The 15,507-nt window shown below is 58.1% G+C and carries 17 protein-coding genes; 7 read left to right on the forward strand and 10 right to left on the reverse strand.

The genetic code is table 11. The features are described from left to right. Positions 1-13: 13 nt before the first annotated feature. The 3 genes from ACR0C5_RS00230 to coaD all read left to right on the forward strand — a co-directional run bounded on the left by ACR0C5_RS00230 (position 14) and on the right by coaD (position 1,991). Positions 14-916 (forward strand): LysR family transcriptional regulator, encoded by a 903-nt coding sequence (locus ACR0C5_RS00230; RefSeq protein WP_170769644.1) that lies wholly within the window; start codon positions 14-16, stop codon positions 914-916. A gap of 60 nt (positions 917-976) precedes the next feature. Then, positions 977-1,414, forward strand: a complete 438-nt coding sequence (locus tag ACR0C5_RS00235) for a CBS domain-containing protein (RefSeq protein ID WP_170786633.1) — start codon at positions 977-979, stop codon at positions 1,412-1,414. Positions 1,415-1,499: 85 nt separating this feature from the next. Beyond that, positions 1,500-1,991: a pantetheine-phosphate adenylyltransferase gene (coaD, locus tag ACR0C5_RS00240; RefSeq protein ID WP_480873683.1), complete on the forward strand. Its 492-nt coding sequence runs from the start codon at positions 1,500-1,502 to the stop codon at positions 1,989-1,991. Here coaD and gap (ACR0C5_RS00245) read toward each other — a convergent pair. The 3 genes from gap (ACR0C5_RS00245) to gap (ACR0C5_RS00255) all read right to left on the reverse strand — a co-directional run bounded on the left by gap (ACR0C5_RS00245) (position 1,983) and on the right by gap (ACR0C5_RS00255) (position 4,287). After that, entirely contained in the window at positions 1,983-2,987 is a 1,005-nt protein-coding gene (gene gap / locus ACR0C5_RS00245; RefSeq protein WP_170791065.1) for a type I glyceraldehyde-3-phosphate dehydrogenase, read from the reverse strand. The genes coaD and gap (ACR0C5_RS00245) overlap by 9 nt on opposite strands. 83 nt (positions 2,988-3,070) lie before the next feature. Beyond that, entirely contained in the window at positions 3,071-3,214 is a 144-nt protein-coding gene (locus tag ACR0C5_RS00250; RefSeq protein ID WP_170791063.1) for a hypothetical protein, read from the reverse strand. A gap of 71 nt (positions 3,215-3,285) precedes the next feature. Further along, on the reverse strand, positions 3,286-4,287 hold the full coding sequence (gene gap / locus ACR0C5_RS00255; protein WP_480504380.1) for a type I glyceraldehyde-3-phosphate dehydrogenase: 1,002 nt from the start codon (positions 4,285-4,287) through the stop codon (positions 3,286-3,288). 182 nt (positions 4,288-4,469) lie between these two features. Between gap (ACR0C5_RS00255) and ACR0C5_RS00260 the strand changes: the two genes are divergently transcribed. Beyond that, positions 4,470-5,408 carry a DUF808 domain-containing protein gene (locus ACR0C5_RS00260; protein WP_480873687.1) on the forward strand — a complete coding sequence of 313 codons (939 nt, stop codon included), beginning with the start codon at positions 4,470-4,472 and terminating at the stop codon, positions 5,406-5,408. Between the two features lie 43 nt (positions 5,409-5,451). Here the strand turns inward: ACR0C5_RS00260 and ACR0C5_RS00265 are convergent, their stop codons facing one another. Together ACR0C5_RS00265 and tkt are read right to left on the reverse strand one after the other, a co-directional pair. Continuing rightward, positions 5,452-5,802: a hypothetical protein gene (locus tag ACR0C5_RS00265; RefSeq protein WP_170769651.1), complete on the reverse strand. Its 351-nt coding sequence runs from the start codon at positions 5,800-5,802 to the stop codon at positions 5,452-5,454. Between the two features lie 165 nt (positions 5,803-5,967). Next, complete coding sequence (tkt, locus tag ACR0C5_RS00270) at positions 5,968-7,989, reverse strand: transketolase (protein ID WP_480873690.1); 2,022 nt, start codon at positions 7,987-7,989, stop codon at positions 5,968-5,970. A 234-nt stretch (positions 7,990-8,223) separates the two neighbouring features. Between tkt and ACR0C5_RS00275 the strand changes: the two genes are divergently transcribed. From ACR0C5_RS00275 to ACR0C5_RS00285, 3 genes are read left to right on the forward strand one after another with little or no spacing between them, the layout of a single operon-like run. Beyond that, positions 8,224-9,021, forward strand: coding sequence for a hypothetical protein (locus ACR0C5_RS00275; protein WP_480873693.1), 798 nt, complete (start codon positions 8,224-8,226; stop codon positions 9,019-9,021). Further along, a complete protein-coding gene (locus tag ACR0C5_RS00280) occupies positions 9,021-9,413 on the forward strand; it encodes a cell division protein ZapA (RefSeq protein WP_170786647.1) in 393 nt (130 codons plus the stop codon). The genes ACR0C5_RS00275 and ACR0C5_RS00280 overlap by 1 nt, the downstream gene beginning before the upstream one ends. Beyond that, complete coding sequence (locus tag ACR0C5_RS00285) at positions 9,410-9,760, forward strand: MliC family protein (RefSeq protein WP_480873696.1); 351 nt, start codon at positions 9,410-9,412, stop codon at positions 9,758-9,760. Before ACR0C5_RS00280 ends, ACR0C5_RS00285 begins: the two co-directional genes overlap by 4 nt. Here ACR0C5_RS00285 and grxD read toward each other — a convergent pair whose 3' ends face one another. The 5 genes from grxD to ACR0C5_RS00310 all read right to left on the reverse strand — a co-directional run bounded on the left by grxD (position 9,761) and on the right by ACR0C5_RS00310 (position 15,475). Beyond that, positions 9,761-10,123 (reverse strand): Grx4 family monothiol glutaredoxin, encoded by a 363-nt coding sequence (grxD, locus tag ACR0C5_RS00290; RefSeq protein WP_170791053.1) that lies wholly within the window; start codon positions 10,121-10,123, stop codon positions 9,761-9,763. Next, complete coding sequence (locus ACR0C5_RS00295; RefSeq protein ID WP_480873699.1) at positions 10,110-10,394, reverse strand: hypothetical protein; 285 nt, start codon at positions 10,392-10,394, stop codon at positions 10,110-10,112. Before ACR0C5_RS00295 ends, grxD begins: the two co-directional genes overlap by 14 nt. A 161-nt stretch (positions 10,395-10,555) precedes the next feature. Then, positions 10,556-10,792: a BolA/IbaG family iron-sulfur metabolism protein gene (locus ACR0C5_RS00300; protein WP_170354080.1), complete on the reverse strand. Its 237-nt coding sequence runs from the start codon at positions 10,790-10,792 to the stop codon at positions 10,556-10,558. A gap of 125 nt (positions 10,793-10,917) precedes the next feature. Further along, entirely contained in the window at positions 10,918-13,077 is a 2,160-nt protein-coding gene (gene purL, locus ACR0C5_RS00305) for a phosphoribosylformylglycinamidine synthase subunit PurL (protein ID WP_480873702.1), read from the reverse strand. Positions 13,078-13,231: 154 nt separating this feature from the next. Further along, entirely contained in the window at positions 13,232-15,475 is a 2,244-nt protein-coding gene (locus tag ACR0C5_RS00310) for a mechanosensitive ion channel family protein (RefSeq protein WP_480873705.1), read from the reverse strand. Positions 15,476-15,507 lie beyond the last annotated feature (32 nt).

The raw sequence follows: 15,507 nt of genomic DNA on the forward strand, positions 1-15,507 counted from the left end.
CAAAGAGTATGCGGTGACGCCGAATTGGGATGATATGCGGGTGTTTCTGGCGGTTGCGCGCGAAGAAAGCCTGTCTGCCGCAGGTCGGCAACTTAAGATCGACCCCGCGACAGTGGGCAGACGGATTGCTCGGCTTGAGGCTTCGCTGAACGCGCCTTTATTCACCAAATCTCAGCAAGGCTATGTTCTGACCTCAGCCGGAGAACGCCTGATGGATCACGGGTTAAAAGCGGAAGAGGCGATGCGCGCTGCAGCCGGGGCTATGGCGGGGTCGTCCAAAACGTTAAGTGGACAGATCAGGATCGGGGCCCCCGATGGTTGCGCCAACTATCTGCTGCCACAGGTTTGCGCGCAAATCTGCGATGCCAATCCCGATCTGGATATCCAGATCCTCGCCTTGCCCCGTGTCATCAACCTGTCCCGACGCGAGGCGGATATGGCTGTGACCGTCAGCGCGCCGACGGCAGGCCGGGTGCTGGTTCAGAAAATCACCGACTACCGGTTGCATCTGGTTGCCAGTGACGAATATCTTTCCGCGCGGCCCGCGATCCCAACGCCCGAAGCACTGAAAGGGCATCGGATGATCGGTTATATCCCGGACATGATCTTCGATCGGGAACTCGACTATCTGGTCGATCTTGGGGTTGACCGTGTCGCACTTGCATCGAATTCCGTATCGGTCCAGTTGCGCCAGGTTGCCTTGGGCTCTGGAGTTTGTGTGGCCCACGATTTCACGCTGCCATTCCATCCAAACCTGCGGAAAATCCTGACGGATCATGTCAGTCTGACCCGGAGTTTTCATCTGGTCCGACATCAAGGGGATCAGCGAAACGAGCGCCTGAACCGGTTTGCAACTGCGCTGACCGCAGGAATTCGTGACGAAGTGGCGCGGCTGGAAGCGGCAGCTTCATCTTGACACATTCAAACATTCCGGCAACGCTTTGGAAAACAGCAAGTTATTTCGGAGGTTTCGCCTATGCTTGTTCAGGCCATTCTGAAATCCAAGGCCACCGAAGGGGTCATGACGGTTGCCCCGGACGTGACCGTGTCCGATGCGTCGAAAATTCTGGCAGAAAAGCGGATCGGTACGGTTGTGGTGTCCGAGGATGGCGGGAAATCCGCAGCAGGCATTCTGTCGGAACGCGATATCGTCCGTGAACTTGCGGCCAGCGGCAGCGGATGCCTCAGCAAACCGGTCAGCGCCTACATGACCAGCGATCTGGTAACGGCGACGCGTCAGGATTCGGTCCAAGACGTCCTGAGCCGCATGACTGAAGGACGGTTCCGTCACATGCCTATTGTCGAAGATGGCAAATTGATCGGCATCGTTACACTTGGGGATGTGGTCAAAGCGCAATTGTCCGAACTGGCAATGGAGAAAGAGGCGCTGGAAACCATGATAATGGGGCACTAATCGCCTCGATATCCACGCCAACCTATTGCACCTGCGGCAGAGTTGTGTTTGCTTGCGCAGAAATTTTGTTGCGCAGGAGGCGGCGATGAGGGTTGGATTATATCCCGGAACTTTTGATCCGATCACCTTGGGTCATATCGATATCATTCGCCGCGCATCCGCACTTGTGGACAAGCTGGTGATTGGGGTTGCGATCAACCGCGACAAGGGACCTTTGTTCACTTTGGAAGAACGCGTCGCCATGATCGAGGCTGAATGCGCGCATCTGACCGAGCAGACCGGCACAGAAATCGTTGCGCATCCCTTTGAAAACCTGCTGATTGATTGTGCCCGCGATGTTGGGGCTCAGATCATCGTGCGCGGCCTTCGGGCCGTTGCGGATTTCGAGTATGAATTCCAGATGGTCGGGATGAACCGCGCACTGGACAATTCGATTGAGACGGTCTTTCTGATGGCCGAGGCCCGCCATCAGGCGATCGCCTCGAAACTGGTTAAAGAGATTGCCCGTCTGGATGGGGACGTGTCGAAATTCGTCACGCCCCGTGTCGATGTGGCGTTGAAAGAGCGTTTAGGTTAACGCGCCCATAGCCGCTGCGGTATCCAGCATCCGGTTCGAGAAGCCCCATTCGTTATCATACCAGGCCAGCACCCGGACCAGAGTGCCGTCGGTTACCTTCGTCTCGGGCAGGGACACGGTCGAGCTGTGGGAATCGTGGTTAAAATCGACCGAGATCAGTGGGCGCTGTTCCGCCGCAAGTACGCCGGGGATCTTGGCTGCCGCTTCTACGAACAGGGCGTTGACCTCTTCCTCGGTAGTAGAGCGTGAGACTTCGACGACCAGATCGACAACCGACACGTTGGGCGTCGGCACTCGAATGGCCTGTCCGGTCAGTTTGCCTTGCAGTTGCGGCAGTACAAGACCCACGGCAGAGGCCGCTCCGGTTGTTGTCGGAATCATCGACAGAGCCGCGGCGCGGGACAGGTAGGGGTCTTTGCCAGCGGAATCGTGCACCGGTTGGCTGGCCGTATAGGCATGCACCGTCGTCATGTTGCCATGAACAATGCCAAGGCCCGCATCAAGGGCGGCAGCAACGGGTGATAGGCAGTTCGTGGTGCAAGACGCGTTCGACACAATGGTATCCTGAGCGGTCAATTCGTGATCGTTGACGCCGAATACGATCGTTTTCACGCCACCATCCCCACGGGCAGGGGCCGAGATCAGAACCTTCTTAGACCCATTTTCCAGATGACGGGCAGCAGCCTCGCGCGTGCGGAACACGCCGGTGCATTCCAGTACGACGTCCACATCGGACCAGTTCAGGTTTTCCGGGTCACGTTCGCTGGTCAAACGTATGGGACCGGCGCCAACATCCATTCCGGCTTCAGACAGCGTTACTGGCTTGGAGTACCGGCCATGGACACTGTCAAACTCGAACAGATGCGCGTTCATTTCGGGCTTGGCCAGGTCGTTTATGGCGACGATTTCAACATCGGTTCGGCCAGTCTCCATAACAGCACGCAACACGTTGCGTCCGATGCGTCCAAATCCGTTGATTGCCAGTTTGAGTGTCATGATCTGCTCCGTCCGTCTTTCGGCTTGCGTTCGAGTTAGCGCTAACAAAGCCAGAATGACGAAAAAGTCAAGCAAAACCTATGTCAGCGCCAGACGGCGATCCAATCCAGGAAGGCATAGAGTTTCTTGCCCAGAAACAGAAAATGCTCGGGCCCGAACAGGGCATAGTCTAGGCAGGCGGCCCCCAGAATCAAAAAACCCAGCCAGATAGCTATTTGATTGGTCATCGAGGCCCCGAACGAAAATGCCCGCCCAGATAACCTGAGCGGGCAAATATGTTCAAGAATTCAATGGCGTCTTAGTTAAGACGGCCCATCGCAACGGCGACATCCGCCATACGGACTGAGAAGGCCCATTCATTGTCATACCATGCCAACACGCGTACCATCCGGTCACTGACCACGCGAGTTTGATCCGGTGCGAAGATCGAGCTTTCTTCGGTGTGGTTGAAATCGGTCGAAACCAGCGGCGCGGGCTCATAGCCCAGAACGCGCTGCATATGACCCTGCGAAGCTTCACGCACGATAGCGTTGACCTCGTCAACAGTCACCTCGCGGCCGGCGCGGAAGGTCAGGTCCACTGCCGAGACATTCGGGGTCGGAACCCGGATTGCGGAGCCATCCAGACGACCTTTGAGGTTCGGCAGAACCTCACCCAGCGCCTTGGCAGCACCTGTCGAGGTTGGGATCATCGACATAGCGGCAGCGCGAGCGCGGTACAGGTCGCTGTGGCGGCGGTCCAGCGTGGGCTGGTCGCCGGTATAGGCGTGGATCGTGGTCATGATGCCATGCTCAATCCCGATGCCTTCGTCCAGAACCTTGGCAAGCGGAGCAAGGCAGTTTGTGGTGCAGGAGCCGTTTGAGACCATTTTGTCATCAGCAGCCAGGCTGTTGTGGTTCACGCCATAGACGATGGTTTTATCGACATTCTTGCCCGGAGCAGACAGCAGAACCTTTTGCGCCCCACGCTCAAGATGCGTCTTGGCTTTCAGGCCGTCATTGAACTTGCCGGTGCACTCCAGAACAACGTCGCAGCCTTCCCAGTCCAGCTCGTTCATGTCGTAGGTCGAGAACATCTCCATGGGGCCGCGACCCAGATCCATGGTGTTGCCCTCGATCGAGACGTCGCGGGGGAAGCGCCCGTGGACGCTGTCATATTTCAGCAGATGCGCCGTGGTTTCCAGCGGGCCGGTTGCGTTGACCTTGATCACTTCGATGTCGTTGCGGGCCGATGCCGCGATATGCGACAGGGTGCAGCGGCCGATACGGCCAAAACCATTGATGCCGACCTTGATGGTCATATGACGTCTCCAAAATGCGCTTGCGTTGCAGGCGATATAGCGGCCCTAACGCGTTCTCAAAAGAGTAAAAGTGACATATTTTTAACGTGTTAGCGCAAACCTTTGCCGGTATCGCTAACGCTTGCGCTAGCTGAAAGATCAGGTAGGGTCCACCTGCGGCTGGTTACAGGAAGGAACTAGGCATGAGCGGTCTTTTGGCATTGCTGGACGATGTTGCCGGAATTGCAAAAGTTGCGGCATCGTCGGTTGATGATGTTGTTGCAGCGGCTGGCAAGGCGGGGGCCAAAACGGCGGGCGTGATCATTGACGATGCTGCCGTGACGCCGAAATACGTGCAAGGTTTCGCCCCGGCGCGCGAGTTGCCGATCATCTGGCGCATCGCGCGCGGGTCGGTTTTCAACAAGATCGTGCTGCTGCTACCCGTTGCGCTGTTGCTGGCTAATTTCGCGCCCTGGCTGATCACGCCTTTGCTGATGCTGGGCGGGTCTTATCTATGTTTCGAAGGGGCCGAGAAGATTTTCCATGTCCTCTTCCCCCATGGTAGCCATGCCATCGACGAGGATATGAAAATCCGAGATCCAGGCCATCTGGAAGAGCAGAAAGTCAAAGGTGCAATAAAGACCGATTTCATCTTGTCGGCCGAGATCATGACCATCGCGCTGGCCGCCATTGAGGCGCCGAACATCTGGATGCAGGCGGCGACGCTGGCTGTTGTCGGGATCGGCGTGACGGTTGCGGTCTATGGCTCGGTCGCGTTGATCGTGAAAATGGACGATGTGGGCCTGTTTCTGGCGCAGAACGCGCCAACGCCGATTGGGCGCGGAACTGGGCGAGGTTTGGTCAAAGCCATGCCGATTGTGATGAAGGTGCTTTCTATCGTCGGGACCGCCGCGATGCTGTGGGTCGGCGGGTCGATCATCATCCACGGGCTCGAGGTTTTGGGCTTTGGCTGGCTGGGCCACCACATTCACGACTGGGCCTATGCGGTGGGCCATATGGTTTCAGCGCAATATGAAGGCGCGGCTGAGTGGATCGCCAAGGCAACTATGGACGGTGTGTTCGGATTAGCGTGGGGCTTGGCGTTGATCCCGGTGGCGACAAAGCTGCTCAAATCGCACTGATCTGGCCAATCCGCGCCGCCATAATGAGCGGCGCGGCATCGTGTCAGAAACCGTTGGTATTGCCTTCGACCACAACTCCCGACCCGTCGATCTTGCCGTCTTTGAACAAGGTTACGGCGACCCCGTCAATTTTCAATTCCCAGCAATTCTTGGGGTCTGTGCCGTATTGAAAGCACATGCCACTATCCGTTGCTTCCCACTTGCCCGTGTAGCCCTCGCCCTTGATGGTGCCATCAGCGGCGTAATATTCGGTAAACGCGCCCGACAGCATACCTCCGGCATAGGTGTGGCCCGCCATGGTTTTCTGAATCTCTTCCTTGCTGGCAAATTCAGCCGCAAAGGCTGGGGCGGCGGTGGCCATGACAACGGCGCAGAGGACGGCGTGGAGTTTCATATTTGGTCTTCCCTGTGACTGGTTGGTTTTGCCGCAGGTAATGCGTTTCAGTCGTGAGGATAGGGCAGGCGGGGTCACAATGACTCACCAACCTGTGACAGGAAACAGGTATGAAAAAAGGCGACCACTTTGGTCGCCTTTTTTTGATTTGATATGCGTTGCGGGTTAGCCCAGCAGGTCCTTGACCTTTGCAACGGTGTCCTCGGCAGTGATGCCGAAATGCTTATACAGCTCACCCGCGGGGGCCGACGCACCAAAACCCGACATACCGATGAACCCAGCCTTGGCTTCACGGCCACGCTCGCCCAGCAGCCAGCGATCCCAGCCACCGGCGCGGACGGCGGCCTCGATGCCGACGCGGACGGCACCGGCGGGCAGCACGCGCTTGCGATAGGCTTCGTCCTGCTCGGCGAACAGCTCCATACAGGGCATGGAGACGACGCGGGTGCCGATGCCTTCGGCCTCAAGCATCGCTTTGGCTTCCATCGCCAGTGACACTTCCGAGCCGGTGGCAATCAGGATGGCCTGACGTTTGCCTTCGGCCTCGGCCAGAACATAAGCGCCTTGTGCAGTCAGGTTCTTGGTTTTGTGATCCTTGCGCACGGTCGGCACGCCCTGACGGGTCAGCGACAGGACCGAGGGGCTTTCCTTGAAAGTCAGCGCCAGTTCCCATGCCTCAGCCGTTTCAACCGTGTCGGCGGGACGGAACACATAGGTGTTGGGTGTCGCGCGGCTGATCGCCAGATGCTCGACCGGCTGGTGGGTCGGGCCGTCTTCGCCCAGACCGATCGAATCGTGGGTCATCACGAAGACCGACGGGATTTTCATCAACGCGGCCAGACGCATGGACGGGCGCGCATAGTCGGTGAAGGCCATGAAGGTGCCGCCATACGGGCGGATGCCACCATGCAGCGCCATGCCGTTCATCGCAGCGGCCATGCCGTGCTCGCGGATACCGTAGTGGATGTAACGGCCCTTGCGGTTTTCCGGCAGGAAAACGCCCATATCCGCAGATTTGGTGTTGTTCGACCCTGTCAGGTCAGCCGAACCGCCAACGGTTTCGGTCATGATCGGGTTAACGACGTTCAGAACTTTTTCCGACGAGGCGCGGGTGGCCAGTTTCGGTTGGTCTTCCGAGGCTTGTTTCTTGAACGCGCGGATCGCGCCGGCCAGTTTCTTGGGCGCTTCAAACGCATAGGCGCGGTTGAACTCGGCCTGCTTACGCTCGGACAGCTCGGCAAAGCGGGCCTCCCATGCGGTGCGCTCGGCGGCACCACGGGCACCGATGGCTTCCCAAGCCGATTTCACGTCGGCAGGGATTTCAAACGCGCCATGCGGCCAGCCATAGCCTTCTTTGGCGGCTTTTAGTTGATCCTGATCGGTCAGCGCGCCATGGCCTTTTGATGTATCCTGAGCCGCGTGACCCAGAGCAATGTGGCTTTCGCACGCGATCATGGTCGGCTTGTTCGACTTTTTCGCTTGCACGATGGCCGCGTCGATGGCCTGCGGGTCATGTCCGTCAATCTCGATCACGTGCCAGCCCGAGGCCGCGAAACGACGCGCCTGGTCGGTCCGGTCTGCGATGTCCACGGTGCCGTCGATGGTGATGTTGTTGTTGTCCCAGAAGACAATCAACTTGCTCAGCTCATGACGGCCAGCAAGTGTGATCGCCTCTTGGCTGACGCCTTCCATCAGGCAGCCGTCGCCCGCGATCACATAGGTGTAGTGATCAACAACCTTCTTGCCGTAATGCGCGCGCTGGATTTCCTCGGCCATGGCAAAGCCGACGGCATTCGAGATGCCCTGACCCAGTGGGCCGGTGGTGGTCTCAATCCCATCGACCAGAAAGTTTTCCGGATGGCCTGCGGTTTTTGCGCCCAACTGGCGGAAGTTCTTGATCTCGTCCAGCGTGACGTCAGCGTGGCCGGTCAGATACAGCAGCGAATAGATCAGCATCGAGCCATGGCCGGCCGACAGGATGAACCGGTCGCGGTCGGGCCAGTTCGGGGCCGAGGCGTCAAATTTCAGGTGCTTTTCGAACAGCACGGTCGCAACATCGGCCATGCCCATCGGCATGCCAGAATGGCCGGAATTGGCGGCGGCGACGGCGTCCAGGGTCAGGGTGCGGATGGCCGCAGCTTTGTCCCAATGTTCGGGGTTTGCATTGCGCAGCGCAGTCAGGTCCACGGGCGTTATTCCTTTGGATTACGGGCAGATTGCGCGCTGAATACCACTCAGCCCTCAAAGTGCAAGCAGAACCGGGGGTTACGCGGTCGCAGTGGTTCAAGAATGCGGTCCAAGTGATTGAAAGCAAACAGTGGGTATTTTCCGCGCCATTCGGTTAGACTAGGCCAAGACGAAGACAATGTTGATTCGCACAAATCACATTTCAAGGAACCTTGGTAAACAGGTGGCACAGGTATGAGCCAGATCGAAGAACTACAACGTCGCATTGTCGCCGCGATGGAACGGATTGGGGCCGGCGTCGATGCCTTGGGCACCAAACCAGCAGATCCCTCCGGACAAGACGATGTACTGAAAGCTGCATTGGATGACGAAAAAGTTGCCAACGCGCAGCTTGAAGAGCGTTTGAAATCGCTGAAACAGCGCCACGAGCAAGAGGTCGACGCGATGCGCGCCGACATGGAAAACTTGCGTGCAGCCCCGGTCGAAGACCCTGAGGCGTCTCAATTGCGTCAGCAATTAGCAGAGGCGACCGCGAAACTGGCTTCTGTCGAAGCGGCGCGGGCCGAGTTGGCCGAAGCCAAGGCGGCTTTGGAAAATCAGGATGAACTGGACGCGCTGAAATCCGAAAACGAAGAGTTGAAGGCCGCGATCAACGGAGCTCTGGCTCTGGAAGAAGAAAACGCGCGTCTGCGGTCCGAATTGGCTGATAGCGAGCGGGTTGCTGAACTTTCGGCCGAGTTGGAGATGCTGCGCGCCGAACGCAGTAGTCACGGGGCCGCGATGTCGCGTCTGGATGATGACCTGCAACGGATGCGCAAGGCAAATGAACAGCTGCGCGAGACGGTAGATGAGCTGCGGTCTGCCTCGCAAAACGGAATGCCGGATGCCGAATTGTTGAACCGCGCCACGGTGGCCGAGCTTGAGGCGACCCGCGCCGCACAAGCCACAGACGCGGCCGAAGCCCACGCAGTTCTGGCCCGGCTAGAGCCGTTGTTGTCGCGCGCGAAACTGGCGGAAGGTGAGGTGGAGTAATGCCCGAGGTGACCATTCAAATCGGCGGTCGTGGCTTTGAAGTCTCGTGCCAGCAGGGGGAAGAGGTGTTCTTGCAGGCCGCTGCCAAGATGTTGGACGACGAGGCTCAAGTGCTGTCGGATCAGATTGGCCGGATGCCGGAATCGCGGATGTTGCTGATGGCTGGGCTGATGCTGGCCGATAAGGCCGCCGCTACGGATGATCGTATCAAGATGCTGGAAGGCAAGCTGGCTGAGGTCGAGGCCGAGGTGCAGACCCTGCGCAACGCCCCGCAGCCTGAACCAGAGCGTGTCGAAGTGGCGGTCGTGCCGCCCTCGGTCACGGATACGCTGGCGGAACTGGCCGCACGGGCCGAGGCATTGGCGTCGGTGGTGGAAGAGAAAGCGGGATGAAATTTTTCCCTGCTACTGCGCTAGCTTCCGTGCTGGGCATGTGGGGCAGCGTCGCGTCGGCCCAGATAGACGTCCTGCCTGTGACCTTCACATGCGAGAACGGCACGCCGCTGGAGGTGATCTTTTTCAACGCTGCAGACGGGGCTAGTGCTGCGGCGATGTTGGTGGATAACCGGTTGATTGCATTGGAGCAGACCATCAGCGGGTCGGGTATCCAATACCGCTCCAGCGGTCCGGGTGGCAGCTATGTCCTGCGCTCGAAAGGCTGGGACGCAACTGTCAGCTATCTGGCGGCAGGGGATGCCGCCAGCGAGCAGGTTGTTCTAAGCGATTGTAGTAGCCGCTAATCAGGCGTTAGCTTCGCGGATCTTGTCGGCGGCATCTTTGTTGTAGCCGACGCCATTGTCGTCAAACAGCGTGTCCAGTTCGCCGGACAGGGTCATCTCGGTGATGATGTCGCAACCCCCGACGAATTCACCTTTGACGTAAAGCTGCGGCACGGTCGGCCAGTCGGAATAATCCTTGATGCCCTGACGGACCTCTTCATCAGCTAGAACGTTCACGTCGGCATAGTCGACGCCCATATAGTTCAGCACACCAGCCACGCGGGACGAGAATCCGCATTGCGGCATTTCCTTGGTGCCTTTCATATACAGCACCACATCGTTGGCTTTGACGGTTTCGTCAATCTGGGTCTTAACGTCGCTCATCTTGCGTTTCCTTCTCCCCCGCGTCCGGGGCGTTGGTTTCATCCTGAGACAGACCGGGGGTCCATCCTTCGTTCTGTAGCCGCCGCTGCTCCGTCTGAGCCAAAATGTACGGGTCGAGACCGCGGCGTTTGATACCGCCAGCTTCGCCGATCTTGTCCGGGGCCGGGCGTATTTCGGCCAGTTTGTGTTTTCTTTTCCGTTTCACATAGGCTTCGATCAATGCGGCGGCAACTATTGATGCAAAAACTATTGCAAAAACGATGGAAGCCACTGGCATCAAGATTGAGAACTATCTGAACGATGCTGTTCGTTCGCGCTATTACGGAGTCTTCTACGATAGTGAAGTATCAAACCGGGCAAACCGATCAGTACAAGTGGAGCTAGCAAACTGCTAAAACGCTATATGCCGCAATTGAGCCGTAGATCGCTAAGTTACTCTGGTACTTTCGTTGTCAGCGCCAGCGCGTGCAGCTCTCCATCTGGGCCGTCCATCTTGCCTTTCAAGGCCGCATAGACCGCGCGCTGTTGTTGAACCCGGTTTTTGCCGCGAAAGCTCTCGTCCACGACCATCGCGGACATATGCACGCCATCACTTCCGCCGACTTGAATTTCCGCATCGGGAAAGGCTTCGCGCAGCAGGTGTTCGATTTCGTGGGCGCTCATCGGCATGTAGGTTACTCCTGAAGGTCTTTCCCAAGATGTAGAGCGCCTAAGCGGGGCGCGCAAGTGGTCCTGAGACGACAAAACCCGCGCCGATCAAAGCGCGGGTTTCGGTATCGTTTGAGAAGGCTATGTCAGGCGACAGCTTCCGCAAAGCTGCTGCGGAATGTGGCGGTCAGCTCACCCAGCGCAGCCTCAGAGCCTCCGATCTTGACCGCATCGCCGGTGAAGCGGCCGACCGAGACCAGCGGAACGCCGGCCTGACCGGCAGCGATCATTAGCGCCTCAGCCTGATCAAAGTTGCAAGCCACCAAATACCGGGCTTGATCCTCGCCAAACAAGAATTCGGTTGGAGCTTCGTCTAAGTGGACACCGACGCCCGCGGCCTCGGCCAGTTCGAACGCAGCTAGCGCCAGACCGCCATCGCCCAGATCGGTACAGGCTTTGATCATCTCGCGGTTGGCGCGGATAAACTCGCCGTTGCGCTTTTCGGCCTCCAGATCGACATGGGGCGCGTCGCCGTCTTCGCGGTTGAACACCTCAGCCAGCAGGGCGGATTGACCCAGATGGCCATTCGTTTCACCGATGACCAGAGCGACATGGCCTTCGCGCACCTCATTGCCGATGATCTCATCAGTGTGGTTTAGCAGGCCAACCGCGCCGATGGTGGGGGTCGGCAGGATCGCTTGACCGTCGGTCTCGTTATAGAGCGAGACGTTGCCCGATACGATCGGCATATCCAGAGCGGCGACAGCCTCGCCAATACCTTTGATCGCGCCGACAAACTGTCCCATGATCTCGGGCTTTTCGGGGTTGCCGAAATTCAGGTTATCGGTGGTTGCCAGCGGGGTTGCCCCCACGGCGGTCAGGTTGCGATAGGCTTCGGCCACCGCCTGCTTGCCGCCCTCAATCGGGTTGGCGCGCACGTAACGCGGGGTCACGTCGCTGGTGAATGCCAGAGCCTTTTCGGTGCCATGCACGCGGACCATACCCGCGCCCAGACCCGGCGTGCGGGCGGTGTCGGCCATGACCATCGTGTCATATTGCTCGTACACCCATTGCTTGCCTGCGTAATTGGGCGAAGAGAGCAGGGCACGCAGACCATCGATTGGATCAATCTGAGGGACCTCGGCCAATTCCTCGGCTGCGGGTGTTTCGACCCAAGGGCGGTCGTACTCGGGCGCGGTCGAAGACAGTTTCGACAGAACCAGATCAGCTTTGACCTCGCCATTATGAACGATCAGGAAACGGTCTTCAGCGATTGTTTCGCCAACAATGGCAAAGTCCAGATCCCATTTCTCGAACACGGCGCGGGCCTCAGCCTCAAGCTCGGGCTTGAGGACCATCAGCATCCGTTCCTGAGATTCCGAAAGCATCATCTCATAGGCGGTCATGTTTTCTTCGCGCTGGGGGACGTTCTCGAGATCTAGACGTACGCCAAGGCCACCCTTGTCGCCCATTTCAACTGCGGAACAGGTCAGGCCAGCTGCACCCATATCCTGGATCGAGATCACGGCGCCGGTCTGCATCAGTTCCAGCGTTGCCTCCATCAGGCGCTTTTCAGTGAAGGGGTCGCCAACCTGAACGGTGGGGCGCTTTTCTTCGATGGTGTCATCGAACTCGGCCGAGGCCATGGTCGCACCGCCAACGCCATCACGGCCGGTTTTGGCGCCAAGATAGACGACAGGCATGCCGACGCCCGAGGCGGCCGAATAAAATATCTTGTCGCTATCCGCCAGACCAGCGGCAAAGGCGTTCACAAGGCAGTTGCCGTTATAGGCCGGGTGGAACCGCACCTCGCCACCCACGCAGGGCACACCGAAGCAGTTGCCGTACCCGCCGATGCCTTCGATCACACCATTCACAAGCTGGCGGGTTTTGTGGTGGCCGGGTTCGCCAAAGGACAGCGCATTCATCGACGCAATGGGACGCGCCCCCATGGTAAAGACGTCGCGCAGGATGCCGCCCACGCCGGTCGCAGCGCCTTGGTAGGGTTCGATATACGAGGGATGGTTGTGGCTTTCCATTTTGAACACCACGGCCTGACCGTCGCCAATATCGACCACGCCCGCATTCTCACCCGGGCCACAGATCACTTGTGGGCCAGAGGTGGGCAGGGTGCGCAGCCATTTCTTGGAGGACTTGTAGGAACAATGCTCGTTCCACATGGCCGAGAAAATACCCAGCTCGGTAAAGGTCGGCTCGCGCCCGATGATTTCGAGGATCATGTCATATTCGTCGGGCTTAAGCCCGTGTGCGGCAATCAGATCCGGGGTGATGGCGGGCTCTTGCATCTTATGTCCTGTGTCCAAAGGGGCCGAGATTGCGCGCCTTTTAGGGCAAGGGCGCGCCCGTGGGAAGGGTCAAGTCACCGCAGGGTGGTCTGGATGAAGAAAAACGGGCCCCGCAAAGGTGCAGGGCCCGCGTATTGGTTCAAAAAGCGTGGGCTCAGGCCGGGGCTTCGCCCTTGTTGACTGCATCGGCGGCAGCAGCACCGACGGCTGCTTTTTGCTCTTCGGAGAGGTTCTCGTTCTCTTCCAATCCCGGAATGGCAACCCGAACTTCCCGGCGCGCAAAATCGATGCCGTTGGCATTGAATTCCGCCTTCACGCGATTGAAAATCTCTTTGCGGAGCGTGAACTGTTTGCCCGGTTTGGCCATGAACTTGCCCCGGATAATCATGCCGACATCGTCGAAGTCGAATACACCTTGCGATTTGAACGGTTGCAGGAAGCCGTCCTTGTGGGTCTCGTCCTGCATCATCTCGGCCCCGATCTTCTTGAAGATTTTCTTGACCTTGTTGGGATCGGTATCAAACGGCACGGTAAATTTCAGCTTCATGATGACCCAGTCGCGGCTGAAATTGGTCAGTTTTTGTATCTCACCATAAGGGATCGTGTGAACGGGTCCGCGGTGGTGGCGCAACTGCATGGAGCGGATCGAGATTTTTTCGACAGTACCCATGGTGCCGCCCACATCGACATATTCACCAACGCGGAAGGCATCGTCGATCAGGAAGAAGATACCGCCGACGATATCAGCCACCAGTTTCTGTGCGCCAAAGCCGATGGCCAGACCCAGAACACCGGCACCAGCCAGCAAGGGCGTGATGTTGATGCCCAGCGCCCCAAGGGCAAGCAGGCCGAAGATTACCGCGATGGTGATCTGCGCTGTGATGCGCAGCAGCGGCAGGACAGTCGCAAGACGCGAACCACCCGCGCCGCCGCCTTCGCCACCGGCTTCTTCGTCCAGCGCCTCGGCTGCGGTCTGTTCCTTAGCCAAGCGACGGTTGATCCAAAGAGAAACGACCTCGTTCAAGATATAGCCAATGGCGATGATCAGCAGGAACTCGATCACGGCGCCGCCCACTTCGGCACTGACGCCGGCCGAGGCCACATCGCGCAGGTCCAGATGCCAGGCGTTCGCGATCATGAAGACAACGAAAAGGCCCGCAATAACGCGACCGATGCGAATATAGCTGCGCTTGGCCGAGCGATGCGCCCGTTCGGCTAGCGGCCCTTCACCCGACATCGGCGGTTGAAGATGCCGCACCAAGCCCCGAATCAATGTATCAAGTGCGGGCGCGATCAGCAGCCAGAACATGGTGGCGAAATGCGCCCCGTTGACCAGAACACGCATGACAGCGGGGTCACGCTGCGCCACAAGGAATTCGACCAGCAACCAGATCGCTACCGAGACCCCAATTGCGAAATAGGGGTAATAGTGCGAAACTTCTTCGTCGAATTTGGTGTGATCGGGGTCTGTACCCAACATCATCTGGGATAGGCCCTCGCGCGCAGTCCAGGCGATCAGGCCGATATAGATGTGGATCGCGGCGTTCAGCCAGAATCCGATGCGCGTATCGTCTGATGTTATGTCATTCAAGCCATTAAAGCGCAGGATGAACAGGGTAAAGCCGATCAAGATGAGCAGGCCAATCAGATTGCGATGCAGGTATTTTGCCCAGTGATCATCAATGTTGACGAGCCGGAACTGCGGTTTTTGCGGTGCCAGAACAAAGCGCGAGACAGCGGCCCCAAGACGCGGCACCCAGATCAGGTAGAACACAAAGGGTCCGGCATAGATGATCTGCTCGGGTGTCAACACGCCGCGACCGAATGCACGGACGACCACATAAAATACGATTAGCCCCGCGATTTCCCTGCAGAACCGTCGAAAAAGGTATCGGGCAGCGCCCCATAGATCGGCCTCGTCCGCGACCTCTGTGGCCTCGTGCCAATGACGGGTCAGGAAGATAAACAGTTTTTCAGCGACATAGCCAACCAGAAGGACGGACAAGACGAGCCCTAAAAGAGTGAAAACCCCGGTCGTGCCGAACGTATCAGCGAAATTGCCGAACGCTGTGATCTGCGCCGTTACAATCCTGGGAAGTGTTGTAAGAACATGAGTCCAGGACGAAACCATCTCGGCCCAGATTTCGTTGATTTCGGTCAGTGGGTCTTCGACATTGGCTTTTTCAGCGGCTTTTTGTTCGGCCACGGCATCCAGCCGCTCCAGAAGAATCGCGCGCACCTGATCGTCAGACATACGCGCAACAAGATCGTCGACCTGTTCAGGTGTCAGATCCTCGGGAATTGTGACCGATGACGCGCTGGTATCCTGCGCAAAAACGGGAACCGCCAGAGAAAGCGCGGCGACCATCGCCAGCGCCAGGCGAAGTGGGTGAAGCATGAATGAGCCCTCGAACACGAATTATTTAGCTT

Source organism: Ruegeria sp. N8 (assembly GCF_056531325.1).